This window comes from Streptacidiphilus sp. PAMC 29251 (genome assembly GCF_054208735.2).
On record NZ_CM135725.2, the window covers coordinates 2,034,389 to 2,054,375 of the forward strand.

Annotated in this window: 16 protein-coding genes and 1 pseudogene; 11 read left to right on the top strand and 6 right to left on the bottom strand. The window is 70.9% G+C overall.

All coding sequences use genetic code 11. From position 1 onward, the window contains the following. Nucleotides 1–54: 54 nt before the first annotated feature. Nucleotides 55–1,116 (bottom strand): iron-containing alcohol dehydrogenase family protein, encoded by a 1,062-nt coding sequence (locus ACXKR8_RS09650; RefSeq protein WP_458272488.1) that lies wholly within the window; start codon nt 1,114–1,116, stop codon nt 55–57. Continuing rightward, nucleotides 1,104–1,859 (bottom strand): phosphocholine cytidylyltransferase family protein, encoded by a 756-nt coding sequence (locus tag ACXKR8_RS09655; RefSeq protein WP_458272489.1) that lies wholly within the window; start codon nt 1,857–1,859, stop codon nt 1,104–1,106. The genes ACXKR8_RS09650 and ACXKR8_RS09655 overlap by 13 nt, the downstream gene beginning before the upstream one ends. A gap of 489 nt (nt 1,860–2,348) precedes the next feature. Here ACXKR8_RS09655 and idi point away from each other — a divergent pair, with 489 nt between their 5' ends. Beyond that, complete coding sequence (gene idi, locus ACXKR8_RS09660) at nt 2,349–2,918, top strand: isopentenyl-diphosphate Delta-isomerase (RefSeq protein WP_458272490.1); 570 nt, start codon at nt 2,349–2,351, stop codon at nt 2,916–2,918. 30 nt (nt 2,919–2,948) lie between these two features. Here idi and ACXKR8_RS09665 read toward each other — a convergent pair whose 3' ends face one another. From ACXKR8_RS09665 to ACXKR8_RS09675, 3 genes and pseudogenes are all read right to left on the bottom strand, one after another. Then, nucleotides 2,949–3,794: an alpha/beta fold hydrolase gene (locus ACXKR8_RS09665; protein ID WP_462100429.1), complete on the bottom strand. Its 846-nt coding sequence runs from the start codon at nt 3,792–3,794 to the stop codon at nt 2,949–2,951. A gap of 381 nt (nt 3,795–4,175) precedes the next feature. Beyond that, entirely contained in the window at nt 4,176–6,272 is a 2,097-nt protein-coding gene (locus ACXKR8_RS09670; protein ID WP_458272492.1) for a beta-galactosidase, read from the bottom strand. A gap of 143 nt (nt 6,273–6,415) precedes the next feature. After that, a pseudogene (locus ACXKR8_RS09675) lies at nt 6,416–7,833 on the bottom strand (GH1 family beta-glucosidase). Between the two features lie 460 nt (nt 7,834–8,293). Here ACXKR8_RS09675 and ACXKR8_RS09680 point away from each other — a divergent pair. The 6 genes from ACXKR8_RS09680 to ACXKR8_RS09705 all read left to right on the top strand — a co-directional run bounded on the left by ACXKR8_RS09680 (nt 8,294) and on the right by ACXKR8_RS09705 (nt 15,590). Next, the gene (locus ACXKR8_RS09680) at nt 8,294–9,319 is read left to right on the top strand and encodes a LacI family DNA-binding transcriptional regulator (RefSeq protein WP_458272494.1); all 1,026 of its coding nucleotides are present in this window, start codon (nt 8,294–8,296) and stop codon (nt 9,317–9,319) included. Nucleotides 9,320–9,508: 189 nt separating this feature from the next. Then, entirely contained in the window at nt 9,509–11,191 is a 1,683-nt protein-coding gene (locus tag ACXKR8_RS09685; RefSeq protein ID WP_458272495.1) for an ABC transporter substrate-binding protein, read from the top strand. A 138-nt stretch (nt 11,192–11,329) separates the two neighbouring features. Beyond that, nucleotides 11,330–12,496 carry an ABC transporter ATP-binding protein gene (locus ACXKR8_RS09690; RefSeq protein WP_458274937.1) on the top strand — a complete coding sequence of 389 codons (1,167 nt, stop codon included), beginning with the start codon at nt 11,330–11,332 and terminating at the stop codon, nt 12,494–12,496. After that, a complete protein-coding gene (locus tag ACXKR8_RS09695; RefSeq protein ID WP_458272496.1) occupies nt 12,493–13,473 on the top strand; it encodes an ABC transporter permease in 981 nt (326 codons plus the stop codon). The genes ACXKR8_RS09690 and ACXKR8_RS09695 overlap by 4 nt, the downstream gene beginning before the upstream one ends. A gap of 3 nt (nt 13,474–13,476) precedes the next feature. Beyond that, nucleotides 13,477–14,595, top strand: coding sequence for an ABC transporter permease (locus tag ACXKR8_RS09700; protein ID WP_458272497.1), 1,119 nt, complete (start codon nt 13,477–13,479; stop codon nt 14,593–14,595). Then, the gene (locus ACXKR8_RS09705) at nt 14,592–15,590 is read left to right on the top strand and encodes an ABC transporter ATP-binding protein (RefSeq protein WP_458272498.1); all 999 of its coding nucleotides are present in this window, start codon (nt 14,592–14,594) and stop codon (nt 15,588–15,590) included. Before ACXKR8_RS09700 ends, ACXKR8_RS09705 begins: the two co-directional genes overlap by 4 nt. 116 nt (nt 15,591–15,706) lie before the next feature. On the opposite strand, the gene ACXKR8_RS09710 is transcribed toward ACXKR8_RS09705, so the two are convergent. Next, nucleotides 15,707–16,390 carry a DedA family protein gene (locus tag ACXKR8_RS09710; protein WP_458272499.1) on the bottom strand — a complete coding sequence of 228 codons (684 nt, stop codon included), beginning with the start codon at nt 16,388–16,390 and terminating at the stop codon, nt 15,707–15,709. Nucleotides 16,391–16,706: 316 nt separating this feature from the next. On the opposite strand from ACXKR8_RS09710, the gene ACXKR8_RS09715 reads away from it, so the two are divergent. The 4 genes from ACXKR8_RS09715 to ACXKR8_RS09730 all read left to right on the top strand — a co-directional run bounded on the left by ACXKR8_RS09715 (nt 16,707) and on the right by ACXKR8_RS09730 (nt 19,861). Next, on the top strand, nt 16,707–17,801 hold the full coding sequence (locus ACXKR8_RS09715) for an NAD(P)-binding domain-containing protein (RefSeq protein ID WP_462100430.1): 1,095 nt from the start codon (nt 16,707–16,709) through the stop codon (nt 17,799–17,801). 97 nt (nt 17,802–17,898) lie between these two features. Then, nucleotides 17,899–19,065 (top strand): DUF5925 domain-containing protein, encoded by a 1,167-nt coding sequence (locus ACXKR8_RS09720; RefSeq protein ID WP_458272501.1) that lies wholly within the window; start codon nt 17,899–17,901, stop codon nt 19,063–19,065. 95 nt (nt 19,066–19,160) lie between these two features. Continuing rightward, nucleotides 19,161–19,559 carry a type II toxin-antitoxin system RelE/ParE family toxin gene (locus tag ACXKR8_RS09725; RefSeq protein WP_458272502.1) on the top strand — a complete coding sequence of 133 codons (399 nt, stop codon included), beginning with the start codon at nt 19,161–19,163 and terminating at the stop codon, nt 19,557–19,559. After that, entirely contained in the window at nt 19,556–19,861 is a 306-nt protein-coding gene (locus ACXKR8_RS09730; RefSeq protein WP_458272503.1) for a helix-turn-helix domain-containing protein, read from the top strand. The genes ACXKR8_RS09725 and ACXKR8_RS09730 overlap by 4 nt, the downstream gene beginning before the upstream one ends. Nucleotides 19,862–19,987 lie beyond the last annotated feature (126 nt).

Consider the following 19,987-nt stretch of genomic DNA (forward strand, 5'->3'; position numbering starts at 1 on the left):
GCCACGGCGCGGAACTCCGCGATCGTGGGCTTGCTGCCCTTGGCAGGGGTACGTTCAGGAGCTGACGTGTTTGACATAGTCGGTGTACGCGTCCCGGATGGCTGTGGGGTCTAGGTCGAGGTGTTCCAGGATGGTGAACCGTCCTGGGCGGGTCTGCGGAGCGTAGTGCACCGCGGCGACGAACTCCTCGTCGCTGAAACCGATCTGAGCTGCCGTCACCGGCAGGTGGTGACGGCTGAGGACGTCGGCCATCTGCCCGGCGAGCGCGGTGTCGCCGCGCAGGTAGGTGGCGAAGGCCGCACCCAGCCCGCACTGCTCGCCGTGCTGGGCGGATCGGGTCGGGTAGAGGATGTCCAGCGCATGGCTGATCTCATGGCAGCCACCGCTGGAGGGGCGGGTGCTGCCGCTGATGTTCATGGCGATGCCGGACAGTACCAGGGACTCGGCGAGCGCGATCAGCAGGGTGTCGTCGGCGATGGTGCCCGGGTGCCGCAGCATCAGTTCCCCGGCGCTGCGGGCCATCGCTATGGCGAGACCGTCCACCTGCTCGCCGGTCTCGCGCTTGGAGAGCTCCCAGTCGGCGCAGGCGGAGATGTTGGAGACCACGTCGCCGATCCCGGCCGCGACGAAGCGCAGCGGCGCCTGCCGGATCACCTCCAGGTCGACGATGATGCCGATCGGGCTGGGCACCCCGTAGGAGCCCCGTCCGGCGTCGTTGTCCAGGGTGGAGACCGGGGAGCAGATCCCGTCGTGGGCCAGGTTGGTGGCCACCGCGACCATCGGCAGGCCGACCCGCGCCGCGGCGTACTTGGCGGCGTCGAGGATCTTGCCGCCGCCGAGGCCGACCACCGCGTCGTAGTGGCCCGCCCGCATCTGGTCGGCCAGGGTGACCGCCGCGTCCAGGGTGCCGCCGGCGACCGGGTACCAGTCGGCGCCGGGCAGCTGCGGGGCGAGCCGCTCCCGCAGGGCGGCTCCGGAACCGGCGCTGACCGCGACCGCGAGCCGTCCGGAGGCGGAGATCCGCTGGTCGGCCAGGATCGTGCCGAGGTCGTTCAGCGCGCCGGTGCGGATGTCGACGACCAGCGGCGAGGGAACCAGTCGGGTCAGTACCGGCACGCGATCTCCCGTCCCCTGGCGAGGTCCTCGTGGTTGTCGATCTCGACCCAGGACACGTCGCCGATGGGCTGCACGTCAACGCGCTGACCCCGGTTCACCATCTCCTGGTAGCCGTCCTCGTAGTACAGGTCGGGGTCGCGCTCGAAGGTGGCCTGCAGCGCGGAGGCGAGGTCCTCGGCGGCGGAGGGGTTGATCACGGTCAGCCCGATGTACTCGCCGGTGGCCTCGGCCGGGTCCATCAGCTTGGTGATCCGACGCATGCCCAGGGCCGGGTCGACGACGACCTTCATCTCCTCGTCGGCGAGCTGCTTCACCGTGTCCAGCGCCAGCAGGATGCCGGGGGCCCGGCCCTCGGCGGTCAGCCGGGCGTTGGCGTCCAGCATGGTGCGCTGCACCGAGGCGGGGTGGACGGTGTCGCCGTTGGCGAGCAGCAGGCCCTCGGCGAAGAGGGCGCGGGCGCACCAGAGGGAGTAGGCGTTGTTCCACTCCTCGGCCTTGTCGTTGTCGACCAGGGTGAGGGTCAGGCCGTACTTCTGCTCCAGGGCCGCCTTGCGCTCGTACACGGCCTCGGCCCGGTAGCCGACCACGATGGCGACGTCCTTGATACCGACCTCGGCGAAGTTGCCCAGGGTCAGGTCGAGGATGGTCCGCTCGCCGTCCACCGGCACCAGGGCCTTGGGAAGGGTGTCGGTGTACGGGCGCAGACGGCGTCCGGCGCCTGCGGCCAGAACGAGGCCGATCATGTGGTTCTCCGGATCCTTGAAGCGTGCGGGGCGTGCGGGGTTCTTCTTGCGTGCGGGGTTCTTCGGTCTGGCGTGCGGGCGCCCGCGAGGAAGCGGGGTTCCCTGGCGATCGTAGGCGACGGCGGGTGTCCGGTGATAAGCGGAGGCCCCTGTACCGGTCCCCGACGCTCGCCGGCAGCCGCAGTGCGGGGAAATCGCACTGGTGGTCGCCAGACGATCATCATTGCGGACAGTGACGCCGGGCCACAACCCGCGGCGGGGCCAGTGGACCGGGCGACGGCGCAGGTGACGGCCCGGATGACACGGCCGAGCGCGACCCGATAGGCCCCCGATGGGCCCCTTCGCACCGATCCGGGCAGTTCCCGGATGCCGGGTACGGCAGACTGTTCGCTGGCGGTCTCCGCCCGACCGATGCCGGGAACAGCGACCCCGACCGCGTTCGCCACACCACCGAAAGGTCCTGCATTGTCGACGTCGACCAGTGCTGCGATGAGCCAAGATGCGACCACCCTGTCCGCCGACGAGATCCTGCTGGAACTGGTCGACGAGCAGGGCCGGACCATCGGTACGGCGGAGAAGCTGTCCGCGCACCAGGCCCCGGGACAGCTGCACCGCGCCTTCTCCGTGTTCCTCTTCGACACCGAGGGCCGGATGCTGCTGCAGCAGCGGGCCCTCGGCAAGTACCACTCCCCCGGTGTCTGGTCGAACACCTGCTGCGGCCACCCCTACCCCGCCGAGACCCCCTTCGCCGCCGCCGCGCGCCGCACCGCGGAGGAGCTGGGCGCCGCCCCGGTCCGGCTCCAGGCCGCCGGGACGGTCACCTACAACCACCCCGACGAGGCCACCGGGCTGGTCGAGCGGGAGTACAACCACCTCTTCGTCGGCATCGCCGCCGCGGAGCAGTCCCCCGACCCGGCCGAGGTCGCCGCGGTTCGCCTGGTCACGGCGAGTGAGCTGGCGGAGCTCCGGGCGTCCAAGGCGTTCTCGGTCTGGTTCGGCACAGTCCTGGACGCGGCCCTGCCGGCCGTTCGGGACCTGGTCCCGAACGCCGGCTGGTAGCACGGTCGGGCCGGGGACGGCAGGCGGGGGTCAGGCTGCTGACAGGAACGTCTCCAGCAGGGTGGTGAAGCGGGCCGGCTGCTCGCCCCAGGGGCGGTGCCCGCAGTCCGCGAGGACCTCGAGCCGGGCGCCGGGACGGGCAGCGGCGACGAGACGGGCCGGGCCGGCCCCGATCATGCCGTCCCGGCCCCCGGCGACGACGAGAGTGGCCGGCCAGGGTTCCGCTGCTGCCTTGGCCGTCGCTGCTGCGGCTCCCGCCGCGGAGCCGTAGAACGCAGCGCGGATCCACGGCCGTGGCGGCACGAGGTCGGCGGCGTAGTGGGCGGCGCGAAGCTCCTCCGTCCACGCGCCCCAGAAGAAGGGGACGAGCTTGGCCTGAAATCGACCCTGCTGCTCAGGCGTGAGACCGTCCCGCTCCAGCGCGAGCTGCGCCGCGCGCGCCTCCTCGTACCAGGGTTCACCCGCACGTGTGGCCCGGATCGCCGCGACCTCCGCCTCGTCGGCCTCCCGCGCGGCCCGCCCGACTGGCGCGACCAGCACCAGCCGCCGCACCCGCCCGGCGTGCCCCGTGGCGTACGCCTGCGCGACGAGCGTCCCGGCGGAGTGGGCGAACAGGTCGACGCGCTCCAGCCCGAGGTGGGCCCGCAACTCCTCCACGTCGGCCGCCTGCGCGGCGAAACCCGCAGGTCGAGCGGTCCTCGGGTGCTGGCGACAGCCCGGTGGCCCGCGCGTGCAACCGCACCAGCCGCCGGTGCCGGGCCAACCCGCCGAGGTCCCCCAGGTAGCGAGCGTCCATCCCCGGACCGCCGGCGAGGACGAGCAGGGGAGGGAGGGCGGGGTCGCCCACGACGTCGTAGTGGAGCCTCGCACCGTCATAGGAGCGGAAGGTCGGCATGGCCCAGATCATTCCAGCGGGCAGCTGCGCCACGCGGTGGGGTCGGCCTTGTCGGCGGAGCGGTGACGGCGCCGTCTCGCGGCTCCGCCGCAAGGCGCCAACTACGCGGGCAGATTTACGCCCGTTTTTCCCTTTTAGCAACCAGCCCCCTCGCACGGGCCCCAAGAGCCCGGCCCCTACCGCCCCGCAGGCCAGCGACGGGCCCCCGGCCCGCCCCCGCTCCCCTGTTGCCCGCGAGCGGCAGCGAGCACCGGGGGCGGAGCCCCGGTCCACAAACACGCACCGGGAGCACGGCGCCGGGACGGGGGCTCAGCCGCAGACCTCACCGCCCCCGCCCACAGAGCCGCATCCGCAACCCCCTACTACGGCCGCAACTCCCGCAGCTCCCCCTTCACCCGGGCCAAGTCGCCCGCGCCACCTTCCGCCCGGACCGACTCGTCGCCGAGGGTGATCTCGGGGACGACCGCCGAGGACAGGTAGGAGTTCAGGCCGGTCAGCAGGAAGTCGTCCAGCTCGCCGCCGACGATGCGGACCAGGGCCGCCCCGCCCTTGGCGCTCACGACCGTGACCGTCGCGACCCGCTCGCCGCCGAGCGGGAGCGAGACCGTGACCGGGCCCTCGCTGTCGCTCTGGACCAGGACGGTGAGGTAGCCGGAGTCCGGGCTGACGGTGCGCCAGTACGCGTCCGCGTGGCCGGAAACCACCGTCGGAGCAGCCGGGACAGCCGAAGCCGAGCCCGAGCCCAAAACAGCAGCAGCAGGCGCAGCCCCCAGCGCGTCCGCCAGCACCGTGCACGGCCGCAGCAGCTCGTCCAGCTGCGGCACCTCCCCGCTCAGCTCGACCGTCCGCCCCGCCGCCAAGTGGTCGGCGAGCAGCTGCTGCACATGGGCGTGCATGAACGGGCCGCCGTGCAGGACCAGGTGCGGGTGGCCGGCCAGGATCTCGGCCGTCGCGCTCTCCAGGTCGACGATGCGGTAGTCCTGCCCCGCCTCGCGGGTCCGCTCGTGGAAGGCCCGCAGCTGGCGTCCGCAGCCGGGGCCGCTGTCGTCGTCGTCGGCCGCCCAGGCCGCCACCGCCGCGTACGGGGCGTAGACGCCCCAGCTGGAGGCCGCGGCCGGGGTCGCGGCGAGGAACTCGGCGCCGTGGGCCTCGAAGAAGTCGGCCAGCATCCGGACCGTGGCGGCCTTGTCGGTGGGGTTGCCCTGGGCGTCGATCGGGGGGCAGTCCGGGTACGGCGGGGTGTGCATGATGTCCATGTCGTCGCCCCAGCCGGAGGTGGCGACGCCGGTGTAGACGTTGATCCCGGTCGCGCCCGCGGCCAGTGCCAGCAGGCTCTGGTGGAAGCTGGTCGCGCCGGCCGCGTAGGCCCGGTCGTAGAGCTCAGAGAAGCCCCAGTTCTCCTCCAGGTTGGGGCCCGGCGCCCGCTTCGCGGCGACCACGTAGCGGGCGTGCGAGGTGCGGTCGGTGGAGACCACGCCCATCCAGTTGGTGAAGCCGTAGTGGATGCCGTTCCAGCGCTCGGGGCGGACCCGGGCGAGCCAGCTGTCCAGGGAGAACACGTGCTCGGCCGGCGGGTTGAGGTTGACCAGGACCGGGACCGCGGGCGCGAGGGCCTCGGTCCAGGTGTGGTAGGCCTCGGCGAGCAGGTCGGACTGGAACCGGCCCCAGTCGGCGCGGGCCAGCTGCTCCTGGACGCTGCCGGCCACCCGGCGCTCGCGCGGCGGTTCGATGGCCGCCCAGTCGGCGTGGCTGGTGCCGTGCACCTCGTTGTAGCTGTCCAGGCTGCCGTAGTACTCGCTCAGCCGGCTGCGGAAGAAGGCCAGACCCGGGGCGCTGTAGTCGTACGACCAGAGCGGCAGGGAGCCGTCGGTGAACAGGCCCTCGTTGGCGATCTGGACCAGCACCACCGGCCCGTCCGGTGTGGTCGTGGCCTGCAGCACCTCCTTGCCGACGGCGCGCATCCACTCGCCGACCCGGGCTGCGAAGTGCGCGCCGAGGGGGGCGGGCAGCGGCCAGCGCTCGACCTCGCCGTCCGCGCCGCGGACCGAGCCGCTCCACTGCGCCTGGCTGCCGTCGGCCCGGAGGGTGGCCTCGACCTCCGGGTTGGTGGCCGGGCAGATCCAGTCCGGCAGTCCGCCGTAGTTGGTCTCGGCGTGGATGAACGGGCCCGGCTTGGCGATCACGCTCAGGCCGAGCTCCGCGCAGATCCGCAGGTAGCCGAGCAGGTCGCGGTCCGGCCGGGTGGTGCCGGTGAAGTCCGGCGGGGAGTCGGCGTCGGGCTGGTGGTGCCGCCAGGGGAAGTAGCTGGTCACGACGCGGATGCCGGTCTCGTCCCGCAGGGCGCGCAGCCGCTCCCGCCACACCGTGGGGTCGTCCCGGTAGTACGGGTAGTCGGCGGTGGCGAGCAGGCCGGGGGCGCCGTCGGTGTGCAGTACGCCGTCTCGGAGCTCGATGCGCACGGGGTGGTCCTCTCGGGCAGGGGACTGATACACAGTCAGGTAACGGTGTGTGCGGTTCGGCGCGGGCTGCTCGGGCGCCGGGGGCGGGAAACAGGTCCGGGACGGGCGGCGGCCAAGCCCCCGCCCGTCCCGGACCCGGCGAATCAGTCGCTCTGCGCCTCGCGGTTGCGGCGGATCGCGTCGGTGAACCAGCGCCCGCTCTGCTTGACGGTCCGCACCTGCGTCTCGTAGTCGACGTGGACGATACCGAACCGCTTGTCGTAGCCGTAGCCCCACTCGAAGTTGTCCATCAGCGACCAGGCGAAATAGCCCCTGATGTCCGCTCCGGCCTCACGCGCGTCGGCGACCGCGGCCAGGTGCTCGGTGAAGTACGCGGTGCGGTCGGCGTCGTTGACCTCGCCGTCCGGGTCGACCTCGTCGTCGAAGGCGGCGCCGTTCTCGGTGATGTAGAGCGGCACCCCCGGGTAGTCGCGGCCGAGCCGGACCAGCAGGTCGGTGAAGCCGTAGGGGGTGATCTCCCAGTCCATCGCGGTGACCGGGAGACCCTGCAGCACCTGCCGGACCACCGGCACACCGTCCACCTCCTCGCGGCCGAGCTCGTCGGTGCCGGAGAAGTAGTGGCTGGTGTAGTAGTTGACGCCGAGGAAGTCCAGCGGCTGGGCGATCACCGAGAGGTCGCCGTCCTGCACCGGCAGCTGCACCCCGCGTGCGGCGAGGTCGTCCACCACGTCCAGCGGGTAGCTGCCGTGCACCAGCGGGTCGGTGTAGACGCGGGTGCCGAGGCCGTCGGCGCGGCGCGCGGCGGCCTGGTCGGCCGGGGCGTCGGTGGCCGGGATCGCGTGGGCGGTGTTCAGGGTGATGCCGACCTTGATCGGCCCGGGGGCGGTCTCCCGGAGCCGCTGGGAGGCGAGCCCGTGGCCGAGCAGCAGGTGGTGCACGGCGGCCATGGAGTCGCCGAAGTCCTGGCGTCCCGGCGCGTGCCGGCCGGTCTCGTAGCCGAGCACGGCCGAGCACCAGGGCTCGTTCAGGGTGGTCCACCAGGTGACCCGGTCGCCGAGGGCGTTCATCGCGATCTCGGCGTAGTCGGCGAAGCGGTGCGCGGTGTCGCGGGCCGGCCAGCCGCCGGCGTCCTCCAGCTCCTGCGGCAGGTCCCAGTGGTACAGGGTGACCCAGGGCAGCACCCCGCGGTCCAGCAGCCGGTCCACCAGGCGGTCGTAGAAGGCCAGCCCGCGCGCGTTGGCGGCGCCCTTCCCGCCCGGCTGGATCCGGGGCCAGGACAGCGAGAACCGGTACGAGTCGACGCCCAGGCCGGCGATCAGGTCGACGTCCTCGGGCATCCGGTGGTAGTGGTCGCAGGCGACGTCGCCGTTGTGGCCGCCGAAGGTGGCACCGGGACACGGCTGAAGGTGTCCCAGATGGAGGCGGTCCGACCGTCCTCGAACGCTGCTCCCTCGATCTGGTACGCGGAGGTCGCGACGCCCCACAGGAAGTCCGTGGGGAAGCGGGAGCCGACGTCGGCGCGCGGCTCGGGCGCGGACGAACGGTCGAGGCTGGTCGTCATGGTTCTCCAGTGGGGTACGGCGTCGAATGATCCAGAGAGAGCGCTCTCTCACTAGGAGGAGTGTCGCGTCAGTGCTCCGGGAGCGTCAAGGGCCTGGTGGAACCAGTCGTTTGCATGCGAGACATGAAGACAGGTCACACTCCTGCAACGTCGTTGACTTCGAGTCTTGACAGCAACCGGACCCCGAGGCAAGCTCCCGGCAGGCAGAGAGCGCTCTCCAGGCTCTCTACCCAAGTTAACTCTTTGTTGCCGGAACGTGATTGACGTGACGGAGATTACCTTGGTTGACTCTGCGGCGGAACCGGTTGCGGAACCGGTTCCCGAACTGTCATCCGGCTCGACGCAGGACCGACCAAGTCACCCTGAACCACCACAAGCTGAAACTTCCAGCTCAAGCACCACGCAAGCACCTGCAAGCACCCTCAGAGCGACCACCGATCAAAGACGAACGGAGGCGGACGTGCCGATCACCATCGCCGATGTGGCAGCACATGCCGGGGTGAGCAAGACCACGGTCTCGCGGGTCCTCAACGGCAAGGGCGAGCTGAACGCGGCCACGGCCGCCCGGGTTCGCCAGGTGATCGCCGAACTCGGCTACGTCCCCAGCGCCGGCGCGGTCGGCCTGGCCCGGGGACGCACCCAGATCGTCGGGATGCTGGTCCCCTCACTGACCTGGCCGTGGATAGGCCAGGTGCTCCAGGGCGTGATCGACGTCGTGGAGGCCGAGGGGTTCGGCCTCCTGCTCTTCACCTGCGACCGCGGCGAGGAGTCGCTGCGGCGCTTCGCCAAGCAGGTGTCCGCCAAGTCCTTCGACGGACTCCTGGTGATCGAACCCGAGGGCACCCTCGACTACATCACCGAACTCCACGAGGCCGGCCTCCCGGTCGTCCTGATCGACGACCGCGGCCACCGTCCGCTGTTCCCCTCCGTCGCCACCACCGACCGGAGCGGGGGCGCTTCAGCAGCCCACCACCTGCTGGAACTCGGCCGGCAGCGGCCGGTGGTGATCACCGGTCCGGAGAGCTTCGGCTGCACCCAGGAGCGACTGGCCGGATTCGCGGACGCGTACGCGGAGGGCGGGTACCCCCTGTTCCCCGAGCAGATCGTGGTCGGCGACTTCACCTTCGAGCAGGGACGGGCCGCCGTCACCGCCATGCTGAGCACGGGAATGACCTTCGACGCCGTGTTCGCCCAGAACGACCTCTCCGCGACCGGCGTGCTGCTGGCCCTGCGCGAGGCCGGGATCCGAGTGCCGGAGGAGGTGGCCGTGGTCGGTTTCGACGACGTGCCGCAGGCCTCCTACAGCGACCCGGCGCTGACCACCGTGCACCAACCCCTGCGCGAGATGGGCGACGCAGCCGCCCGGATGCTGCTCGCGCACTTCAAGGGCGTCCCGCTGCCGAACGCGGCGACCGTCCTTCCCACCCACCTGGTCGTCCGGGACTCGAGTCAGGCCCGGTCCCGGCTCCAGCCCGCCACGCGGTAGCCCGGCGCAGCTCCACCGACGCCCGCGAGCGGGTACCGGCGGGACCGCACCACCGGTCCGGCCGCGATGCACCGCACCCGAAGACGCACCACCCTGCACCACCTCCGCAAGAAGCCGCACCACCCGCTCCATCCGCACCACCCGCCCATTCAAGACGACCCTCGTCCGATACTTCTGAAGTGGGGATTCATGCGCCTCAACCGCACCATCACCGCAGTCTTCGCCGGCAGCCTGGCGATAACCTGCCTCGCCGCCTGCAGCAGCACCAACGCGGGTCACAAGAGCTCCGACGCGGGCGGTACCGGCGTCACCGCACTGAAGATCGGCATGCCCGACGGTGCGATCACCAAGAACAACAACCCGTACCTGAACTCCTCCGCCGCCGCCGCGCTCGGCTACCGCTTCATGATCTACGAGCCGCTGGCGATGGTGAACGAGGCCAAGCCGGCCGACCCGGCCAAGCCGTGGCTGGCCACCAAGTGGGTCTGGGCCAACAACTACAAGTCGGTCACCTTCACCGTCCGTGACGGCGTCAAGTTCTCCGACGGCTCCGCGATGACCGCGGCCGACGTGGCCTACTCCTTCCAGATCCTGAAGGACCAGCCGGCGCTGAACTACAACGCGCTCGCCGTCGACAACGTGACCACCAGCGGCAGCACGGTCACCGTCAACTTCACCACCTCGCAGTTCGTCACCCAGTCCAAGGTGCTGCGGACCTTCGTCATCCCGCAGGCGATCTGGTCGAAGATGGTCGACCCGACCAAGGACATCGTGGCGAACCCGGTCGGCACCGGTCCGTACACCCTGAAGTCGATCACCTCCCAGAACGTCACCCTGCAGGCGCGGACCAGCGACTACTGGCAGGCCCTGCCCAAGGTGAAGACGCTGCTGTACACCTCGTACACCGGCAACGACTCCATGACCACGGCGCTGACCAGCGGTGCGGCCGAGTGGAGCTACGTCTACATCCCGCAGGCCAAGCAGGTCTTCGTGGCCAAGGACCCGGCCCACTTCAAGCTCTGGTTCCCGCCGAGCCTGAGCGCGGACGGCCTGTGGATCAACACCACGGTGAAGCCGTTCGACGACCCGGCCCTGCGTGGCGCGATGGCCATGGTCATCAACCGCGACGACATCTTCAACCAGGGTGAGTCCGGCTACTTCAAGCCGCTGGTCGACAGCGTCACCGGGCTGCCCACGCCGGCCGGCACCCCCTTCATCGTCGACAAGTACAAGGGCCAGACCGCCAAGGTCGACGTGGACGGCGCCCTCGCCAAGCTCAAGGCGGCCGGCTACACCTTCGCCAACAACGTGCTCAAGGACAAGACCGGCAAGCCGGTCACCATCACCGTGACCGACCCGGCCGGCTGGTCCGACTACCAGACCGACCTGACCATCATCGCCGACAACTTCTCCAAGATCGGCATCAAGACCACGGTCGACAAGGCCGACGAGAACGCCTGGACCAAGAACTTCGGCGCCGGCAACTTCCAGGCCGCGATGCACTGGACCAACGGCGGGGCCACCCCGTACGACTTCTACGAGAACATCATGGACGGGGACAACCTCAAGCCGATCGGCACCGACGCCCCCAACGGCAACTACGGCCGGTTCAACAGCCCGCAGGCCACCCAGGCCCTGAAGGACTACGCGAACGCGGCCGACGACGCCAGCCGCACCGCCGCGCTGACCACCCTCGAGACCATCATGGTCGAGCAGACCCCGATGATCCCGACCTCGGCCGGCAACTACGGCGCCGAGTACTCCACCAAGAACTGGGTGGGATGGCCGGACGACAGCAACAACTACGGCGGCGCCCAGCCGACGATCCCCGAGGCGCTGAACGTGGTGCTGCACCTGACCCCGGCCAAGTAGGGCGGAAGCTCCACCCCGCCGGCCGCTCCCCCCGCCGGCACCGCACCACCGCACTCACCCCCCGCTTCCCGGTCCTCCGCCCCACCCGGGCGGAGGACCGGGAGGCACTGACATCACGATGGGATACCGGGCATGACGTTGAGCCAAACGTCCTCTCCACCGGCGCCACCGGACAGCGAGACGGTCCTCGAGGCCGACGGCCTCACCAAGCACTTCGCGGTGCGCAAGAGCGGACGGCAGGCGTTGACGCGCGCTCCACGCGTCGTGCACGCCGTCGACGACGTCACCCTGAAGCTTCGAAGAGGACGTGTCACGGCACTCGTCGGTGAGTCGGGCTCCGGGAAGTCCACCGTGGCACGGCTGCTCGCGCAGCTGTACCCGCGCACCGGCGGCGACATCCGGCTGCACGGGGAGTCGGTGACGGTCAAGGGCGGGCGGCGCTTCCGGGCGTACAACCGCAAGGTCCAGATGATCTTCCAGGACCCGTTCGCCTCGCTGAACCCGGTCCACACCATCCGCTACCACCTCACCAGGGCGCTGCGGATCCACGGCAACGGCGGCAGCGGCCACGGCAAGCGCGGGGCCGAGGAACTGCAGCAGGCCCTGGAGCAGCTGCTGGAGCGCGTACAGCTCACCCCGGCGGCCCGGTACCTGGAGAAGTTCCCGCACGAGCTCTCCGGCGGACAGCGCCAGCGCGTAGCGATCGCCCGTGCCCTCGCGGCCGATCCCGACGCCCTGCTCGCCGACGAGCCGGTGTCCATGCTGGACGTCTCGATCCGGCTCGGTGTGCTCAACCTGCTGCGCGACCTCAAGGAGCGGCTGAGCCTGGCCATCCTCTACATCACCCACGACATCGCCTCGGCCCGCTACTTCGCGGACGACACCATGGTGATGTACGCGGGACGGATGGTGGAGGGCGGTTCCAGCGAGGCCGTCACCCAGCACCCGGCCCACCCGTACACCCAGCTGCTGATCAACTCGGCGCCGGACCCGGACCGCATCCTCGGCCTGGGCACCCCGGACGACACCGAGGACACCAGCGGCGGCGAGCCGCCGAGCCTGATCAACCCGCCGACCGGCTGCCGCTTCAACCCGCGCTGCCCGTCCGCGATGGACATCTGCCGCACCGAGCTGCCGCCCCGCTTCGACGTCCCGGTCCCGATCGCGCTGAGCGCGACGGTCCTGGCCGGAACGGTTGACGGCGACTCCCCGCACTGGGCAGCCTGCTGGTTGTTCGACGAGAGCCGCAGCGGCGACGAGACCCGCGGCGCCACCGCGTCGGCCGGGACGGAGGCATCCCAGTGAAGTACTTCCTGCAGCGGCTCGGCTTCTACCTGCTCACTGCCTGGGCCGCGATCACCGTCAACTTCTTCATCCCCCGGCTGATACCGGGCGACCCGGTGATGGCGCTGATCAACAAGAACCGGGGCCAGATCGACACCAAGGCGATCGCCTCGCTCTACGTGCTGTTCGGCCTCAACAAGCACCAGAGCATGTGGTCGCAGTACACCAGCTACATCGACCAGTTGGCCCACGGCAACCTGGGCATCTCGTTCTCCAACTTCCCGACCCCGGTCTCCAGCATCCTGGTGCAGAGCCTGCCCTGGACGGTCGCGCTGGCCGGTGTGGCCACCATCATCAGCTTTGTCACCGGCACCTTCCTGGGCGTGCTGTCCGGCTGGCTGCGCGGCTCCCGGCTGGACTTCCTGCTGCCGGCCACCACCTTCATCTCCTCCATCCCCGCGTTCTGGCTCGGCCTGCTCGCCATCGCCGGACTGATCGCGGCCGGCAGCCAGTTCCCGGTCTCCGGCGGCTACGACCCGGGCCTGGTCCCCGGTACCGACACCGAGTTCATCAGCAGCGCGCTGCAGCACAGCTGGCTGCCGCTGGCCGTGCTGGTGGTCACCACCATGAGCGGCTGGATCCTCAGCATGCGCAACATGATGGTGACCGTCGGCGCCGAGGACTACATCACCGTCGCCCACGCCAAGGGCCTGAGCGACCGCCGGGTGATGTTCAGCTACGCGGCCCGCAACGCGCTGCTGCCGAACGTCTCCGGGCTCTCGCTGGCGCTGGGGCAGATCCTCGGTTCCACCCTGCTGGTCGAGATCGTCTTCAACTACCCCGGCATCGGCTTCGAGATGCTGCAGGCCGTGGGTTCGACCGACTACCCGCTGATGCAGGGAATCTTCCTGTTCATCACGCTGGCGGTGCTGCTGGCGAACCTGCTGGCCGACATCGCGTACCTGATCCTCGACCCGCGTACGCGCAAGGAGGGCTGAGCGATGGCCACCGCGGCATCCAACATCACCTCGATCGCTCCGTCGGACCCGCAGGCGACGGCGCCGGACTCGGGCAAGCCGAAGCGGCAGCACCTGCGCTTCCTGTCCAGCCCCAAGGCCGCCACCGGCAGCTTCATCCTGATCTTCTTCGGGCTGCTGGCGGTCTTCGGCACCTTCCTGGCCCCGCACGACCCGACCGCGCGCACCAGCGACCTGCTGCAGGGGCCCTCGGCCAAGCACCTGTTCGGCACCACCCACCTGGGCCAGGACATCTTCAGCCAGGTCATCGTCGGCACCCGCAGCGTGATGTACGTCGGGCTGATCGCCGGCCTGGTCGCCACCGCCCTGGCCGTGCTGATCGGGGTGACCTCCGGCTATCTGACCGGGGTCGCCTCGGACCTGCTCTCCGCGCTCACCAACATCTTCCTGGTGATCCCGGCGCTGCTGCTGATCATCATCATCACCTCCAGCCTGCCGAGCGGCGGCGAGACCCTGGTCGCCCTGGTCATCGGCTTCACCTCGTGGGCCTGGGGCGCGCGGGTGGTCCGGGCGCAGACGCTGTCGCTGCGACGGCGGGACTTCATCGAGGCGGCCCGGGCCACCGGCGAGTCGACCTGGCGCATCATCATCTTCGAGCTGCTCCCCAACCTCAGCGCGGTGATCATCTCCGGCTTCATCGGCACCGTGATCTACGCGGTGATGAGCGAGATCACGCTGGCCTTCATCGGCGTCCAGGGGCTCTCCGCCTGGAACTGGGGCACCATCCTCTACTGGGCCCAGAGCCAGCAGGCGCTGGCCCAGGGCGCCTGGTGGTGGTTCGTGCCGGCCGGTCTGGCGATCGCCATCCTCGGCACCTCGCTGGCCCTGGTGAACTTCGGCATCGACGAGTTCGTCAACCCCCGGCTGCGCAACAACGGCGAGCGCGGGGCGAAGTCCTCCGACGGCCGCCCGGTCAAGATGCGGGTCGGCTTCACCCCGGTCGTCATCCCCCGCTCCACCGAGCCGGAGCCGGCCGAGTTCACCCCGGTCCGGGTCTCGCCGGTGGAGTCCGACCTGGTGGAGTCCGCGCCGGTGCAGAACGCGCCCAAGGCGCACCGCAAGAGTAAGGAAGAGACGCAGTGAGCAAGGAGCCGGTACTCGAGATCAAGGGCCTCTGCGTCGACTACGGCCTCGGCGAGCAGTCCGTGCAGGCGGTCCGCGACGTCAATCTGACGCTGCACCGCGGCGAGGTGCTCGGCCTGGCCGGGGAGAGCGGCAGCGGCAAGTCCACCCTGGCCTACGGGCTGACCCGGCTGCTGCCGCCGCCCGGTGTGATCACCGGCGGCAGGGTCATCTACCACCCGCCGGGCGAGCCGCCGGTGGACGTGCTGCAGATGGACAACGCCGCGCTGCGCAGGTTCCGTTGGGCCGAGACCTCGATCGTGTTCCAGGGCGCGATGAACTCGCTCAACCCGGTGCACACCGTCGCCACCCAGCTGATGGACGTGCTGGCCGCGCACGAGCCGACGATGAGCCGGGAGGCCAGGAAGGACCGGGCCAAGGAGCTGCTGCGGCTGGTCGGGATCGCCCCCGACCGCCTCGACAGCTACCCGCACCAGCTCTCCGGCGGCATGCGCCAGCGGGTCATGATCGGCATGGCGCTGGCGCTGGAACCGCAGGTCGTCATCATGGACGAACCCACCACCGCGCTGGATGTGGTGATGCAGCGTCAGATCCTGCGCCAGCTGGTCGACCTGCGCGAGCGGCTGGGCTTCTCGGTGGTCTTCATCACCCACGACCTGTCGCTGCTGGTCGAGTTCTCCGACCGGATCGCCATCATGTACGGCGGCCGGATCGTGGAGGAGGCCCCCTCGGCCAAGCTCTACCGGGACTCGCTGCACCCCTACAGCGAGGGCCTGCTCAACGCCTTCCCGCCGCTGCGCGGGGAGCGCCGCGAGCTGAGCGGCATCCCCGGCTCCCCGCCGGACCTGCGCTCGATGCCCACCGGCTGCGCCTTCCATCCGCGCTGCCCCAAGGCCTTCGACCCGTGCCGGACGGACCTGCCGCCGCTGGTGGCCCCGGCCGACCACGCCCAGCAGGACCGGACCGTCGCCTGCTGGCTGCACCCGGGGGAATAGCACCCGACTGACGTTCCGTCAGGTGTGCGCGACCCGCCGAACTCGACTCGGCCGACGGCTCTTGAGGGGGAGCCGCCGGCCGGGTCGTCCCCTTTTCCGGACTGCTTTCCGGACCACTACTTGTACAGGCAGCTCTCGCGGTCGGCCAGCTCGGCCGGCTGCAGCGGCCGCTCCGCCTGGGCGGCCCGCTCCCGCAGCGTCCGGCGGCGGAACACCACTGCCGCCACCAGCACCAGCACGGCCGCCGCCCCGCCGAGCACCGGCCCCGCCTGGTCGGCGAACCGGGTGTAGGAGGCGCCCAGCGCATAGCCCGCTCCGGCCTCGGCCGAGGCCCAGACCAGCGCCGCCGCCAGGCTGTAAGGCGCGATCCTGCGGTAGCGCAGCCCGGCCGCCCCGGCCAGGTGCGGGGCGAGGGTCCGCACCACCGGGAGGAAGCGGCAGAGGAACACGGCCGCGCCACCGCGCCGGGACAGCAGCCGGTAGGTGCGCTGCAGCAGCGTCGGCGGGATCCGCCGGCCGATCGCCCCCTGCCCGAGCCTGGGGCCCAACCGGCGGCCGGTGCGCTGCGCCTGCAGGTCACCGAGCACCACCGCGCAGACCGCGACCGCGATCACCAGCGGCAGCTGCACGGTGGAAGGACCGGAACCGGTCCTGGCCAGGAAGCCGCCGACCAGCAGGGTGGTCAGCGAGGGCGCGAAGGCGCCCAGCAGCAGGACGGACTCGGCCAGGACGACGGCGGCCACCGTTCCGTACACGGCGAGCGGCGGCAACTGCAGCAGAAGGTGCTGGATCCAGTTCATCGTGGCACGCCTTCCGGGACCGGGGGTCGTCGGACGCTGCGCGCGGCGGACTGCCAGGCCGCACGCAGCAGCACCATCCCAGTCTGCGCCGCCTCCGCCAGAAACAGCCACCCGTCCGCGTCGCGCTGTGCCAGTACTCGTCGGTCGATGCTTGCTTGGTCCATGTATCCCAAGGTAGGAGGCGGCCGGGCGGAGGGGATCCGCCCTGGGGCTGTCGACGACCCCCAGGAATCTCAGGGTCGATCCCTGACCCGATCGCCCTCCGGGACGACGGCCTCGGGAAGGTCCTGGGTGGCAGTGATGTTCCACCCCTGTGATGGTTGAACGGGAAACTGAGTGGGCGGCCGCTATGGACGTGGACGTGCTGGTGGCGGGTGCGGGCCAGGCCGGCCTCTCCACCGCCTTCCACCTGCGCCGACTCGGTCTCGAACCCGGCAGTGGCTTTGTGGTGCTGGACGCCGACTCCTCCCCCGGCGGCGCCTGGGCGCACCGCCCGCCCACGTTGACCATGGCCGCCGTGCACGGCTTCTACGAGCTGCCGGGGATGCCGCTGCCCCCGTTCGCGGCGCAGCGTCCCGCCCGGGACGCGCTGCCGGAGTACTTCAGCGCCTATGAGCGGGCCAACGACCTGCGGGTGGTCCGTCCGGCCCGGGTCTCCGCGGTGCGCGAGGCCGGCGACGGACGGCTGCTGGTCGAGTCGGCGGCCGGACGCTGGACCGCGCGGGCGCTGGTGAACGCCACCGGTACCTGGACTCGCCCGTTCCTCCCCTACTACCCGGGCGCGGAGCTGTTCCGGGGCCGGCAGCTGCACAGCTCGCAGTACGCCGGGCCCGAGGAGTTCGCCGGCGGCCGGGTGCTGGTGGTCGGCGGCGGCGCCTCCGCCATCCAGATCCTGGCCGAGACCGCCGCGGTGGCGGACACGCTCTGGGTCACCCGCCGCCCGCCGGTCTTCCGCGAGGCGGCGTTCACGCCTGAGATCGGCCGGGCCGTCGTGGCCATGGTGGAGCAGCGGGTTCGGCAGGGGCTGCCGCCGGCCAGCGTGGTCTCGGTCACCGGCCTGCCGCCCACCCCGGCGCTGCTGCGGGCCCGCGAGCTGGGCGCGCTGGAACGGCTGCCCATGTTCGAACGGCTGACCGCGAACGGCGCGGTCTGGCCGGACGGCCGCAGCGAACGGGTCGACGCCGTGGTCTGGGCCACCGGCTTCCGCCCGGAGATCGCCCACCTGGCGCCGCTGGGACTGCGCTCGACCGGCGGCGGCATCCGGCTGGACGGCACCCGCGCCGCGGACGATCCGCGGATCCACCTGGTCGGCTACGGCCCGTCCGCCAGCACCGTCGGCGCCAACCGGGCCGGCCGGGCGGCGGCCGCCGCGGTGGTCCGGAGGCTGGCAGCGGAGCGGGTCGCCGTCTGAGGATCCCTCACCTCCGCGGCGGCTGATCGCACCCGCCGCGGCCGCCATCTCGAAAACTACTGTCCTGATCACGGCCGGGTAGCGGATCATCTCCGGTATGACTCTTCTGCATCAGGCCGGCCCGGGCGACGGGACGGCCCCCTCCGTCGAGCCCGCAGACCTGCTGCCGCTGCGTATCAGCCTGGACGACGGCGACGGTCCCGGCGATGTCGTCGACGCCCTCGCGCTGGCCTCGTTCACCACCGGCGCCCAGCCCTGGGCCCGTTCGGCCTCGGTCAGCCCGGCCCGTCCGGACGCTACTCTGCTGCCGCCCGGCGCCCGGGTGGTCCGGCGCAGCGAGGCCGACAGCCGCACCGTGCTGCTCGCGGACGGGCCCGGCTGGACCCTCAAGGCGTCCTGGTGGCGCAACGGCGGCACGGTCAACGCCGATGTCACCGTGACCGCCGCCGACGACGAGCTGGCCAAGACCGTGCTGGCGCAGGCCGTGGACGGCGCGGAGGAGGAGAAGCCCACCGAGGAGGACGTTGTGGCGATGGGCTTCTGGCACCTCGCCGCGGGCCGCGGGCCGGTCCGGGCCCGGCGCCGGATCGAGGCCCCCGGCTGGGACGCGGTGCGCGGCAACTACACCCGTACCGTGGTGGACGCCTTCGACGGGTTGATGAACCTCAAGCCGGACCAGGTGGCCGGACGGCTGCTGCTGATGCACGGTCCGCCCGGCACCGGCAAGACCACCGCGCTGCGCACACTGGCCCGGGCCTGGCGGGAGTGGTGCACGGTGGAGTGCGTGCTCGACCCCGAGCGGCTGTTCGCCGACCCCGGCTATCTGATCGAGGTGGCGCTCGGCCCGCAGCGGCAGCACCACGGGCCGCCGGAGGAGGCCGGGGAGGAGCAGTGGCGGCTGCTGCTGCTGGAAGACTGCGACGAGCTGATCCGCGGCGGCGCCAAGCGCGCGGCGGGGCAGGCGCTGTCGCGACTGCTCAACCTCACCGACGGCCTGCTCGGCCAGGGCCGCAAGGTGCTGGTCGCGGTCACCACCAACGAGGACCTGGAGCGGCTGCACCCGGCCGTGGTCCGTCCCGGCCGCTGCCTGTCCCGGGTCGAGGTCGGCCCGCTGACCGAGTCCGAGTCCGCCCACTGGCTCGCCGACACCCCCGCCACCGCCCCCTCCGGCGGCGCCACCCTCGCCGAGCTCTACGCCCTCCGCACGGGCCCCGGCATCCTCCTCCCCACCCCCACCGCCCCCAGCGACGGCCTCTACCTCTGATATCGGCCGGGGCCCCGACCCGGAGCCGGTTTCCGGGCCTGCATGGCGGGAAGGACAGAGACGTGCCGCATATTAGCTAGTGCTACTATTTTGTCGTGGGTGAGCCCTATGAACTGCGGTTCTTCGAAGATGTACTCGATTGGATCAAGACCCTTGCGAAGGAGGATCCCGAAAGCCACCTCCATGTGATCGCAGCCCTTGAGCGGCTGCAGGAGGTCGGCCCTGCACTGAGGCGGCCCACGGTCGGCGCGATCGAACGCAGCGACTACCGCAACATGCGCGAGTTACGCCCGCGCAGCGGCTCGACGGTGAGCATCCGGATACTGTTCATCTTCGACCCTGAGCGTCGAGCGATCTTCCTCGTCGCCGGCGACAAGGCCACCGGACGACAATGGACGGCCTGGTATCCGAAAGCGATCAAGGAAGCCGACGCGAAGTACGCGTCCTACCTCAAGGCCCTGGCGAACGAGCAGAAGGAGGAAGGGAAGCGATGAAACTGGGCGACATGGGTGACCTGACCGCAGACCTCACCCCTGAGAAGCGTGAGCGCATCGAAGCCATCAAGGCGCAGATGGTCGACGCCGAGCGCGGCCATGAACTCGCCGCACTGCGCAAGGCTCAGGGCATGACGCAGGTCCAGGTCGCAGGTGCCATGGGGGTGACCCAGGGGCGGATCAGCCAGATCGAGCGCGGGACGCAGCAGCTCGACACCACCACCATGGCGGCATACCTCGAGGCCATCGGCGGCGAGCTGACGATAACGGCGACGGTGGGCAATATTTCCGTTCGGCTGTAGCGGGGAGACCGGGCGGGGATTCGTTCGGTGACTGCTGGGGGGTTGCCTGGTGTTCATCGCGGGGTCATCCGATTCCGGCTTACTGAGCTTCGACTTGTTCAGACAAGTTCTGTGGAACTTGAACTG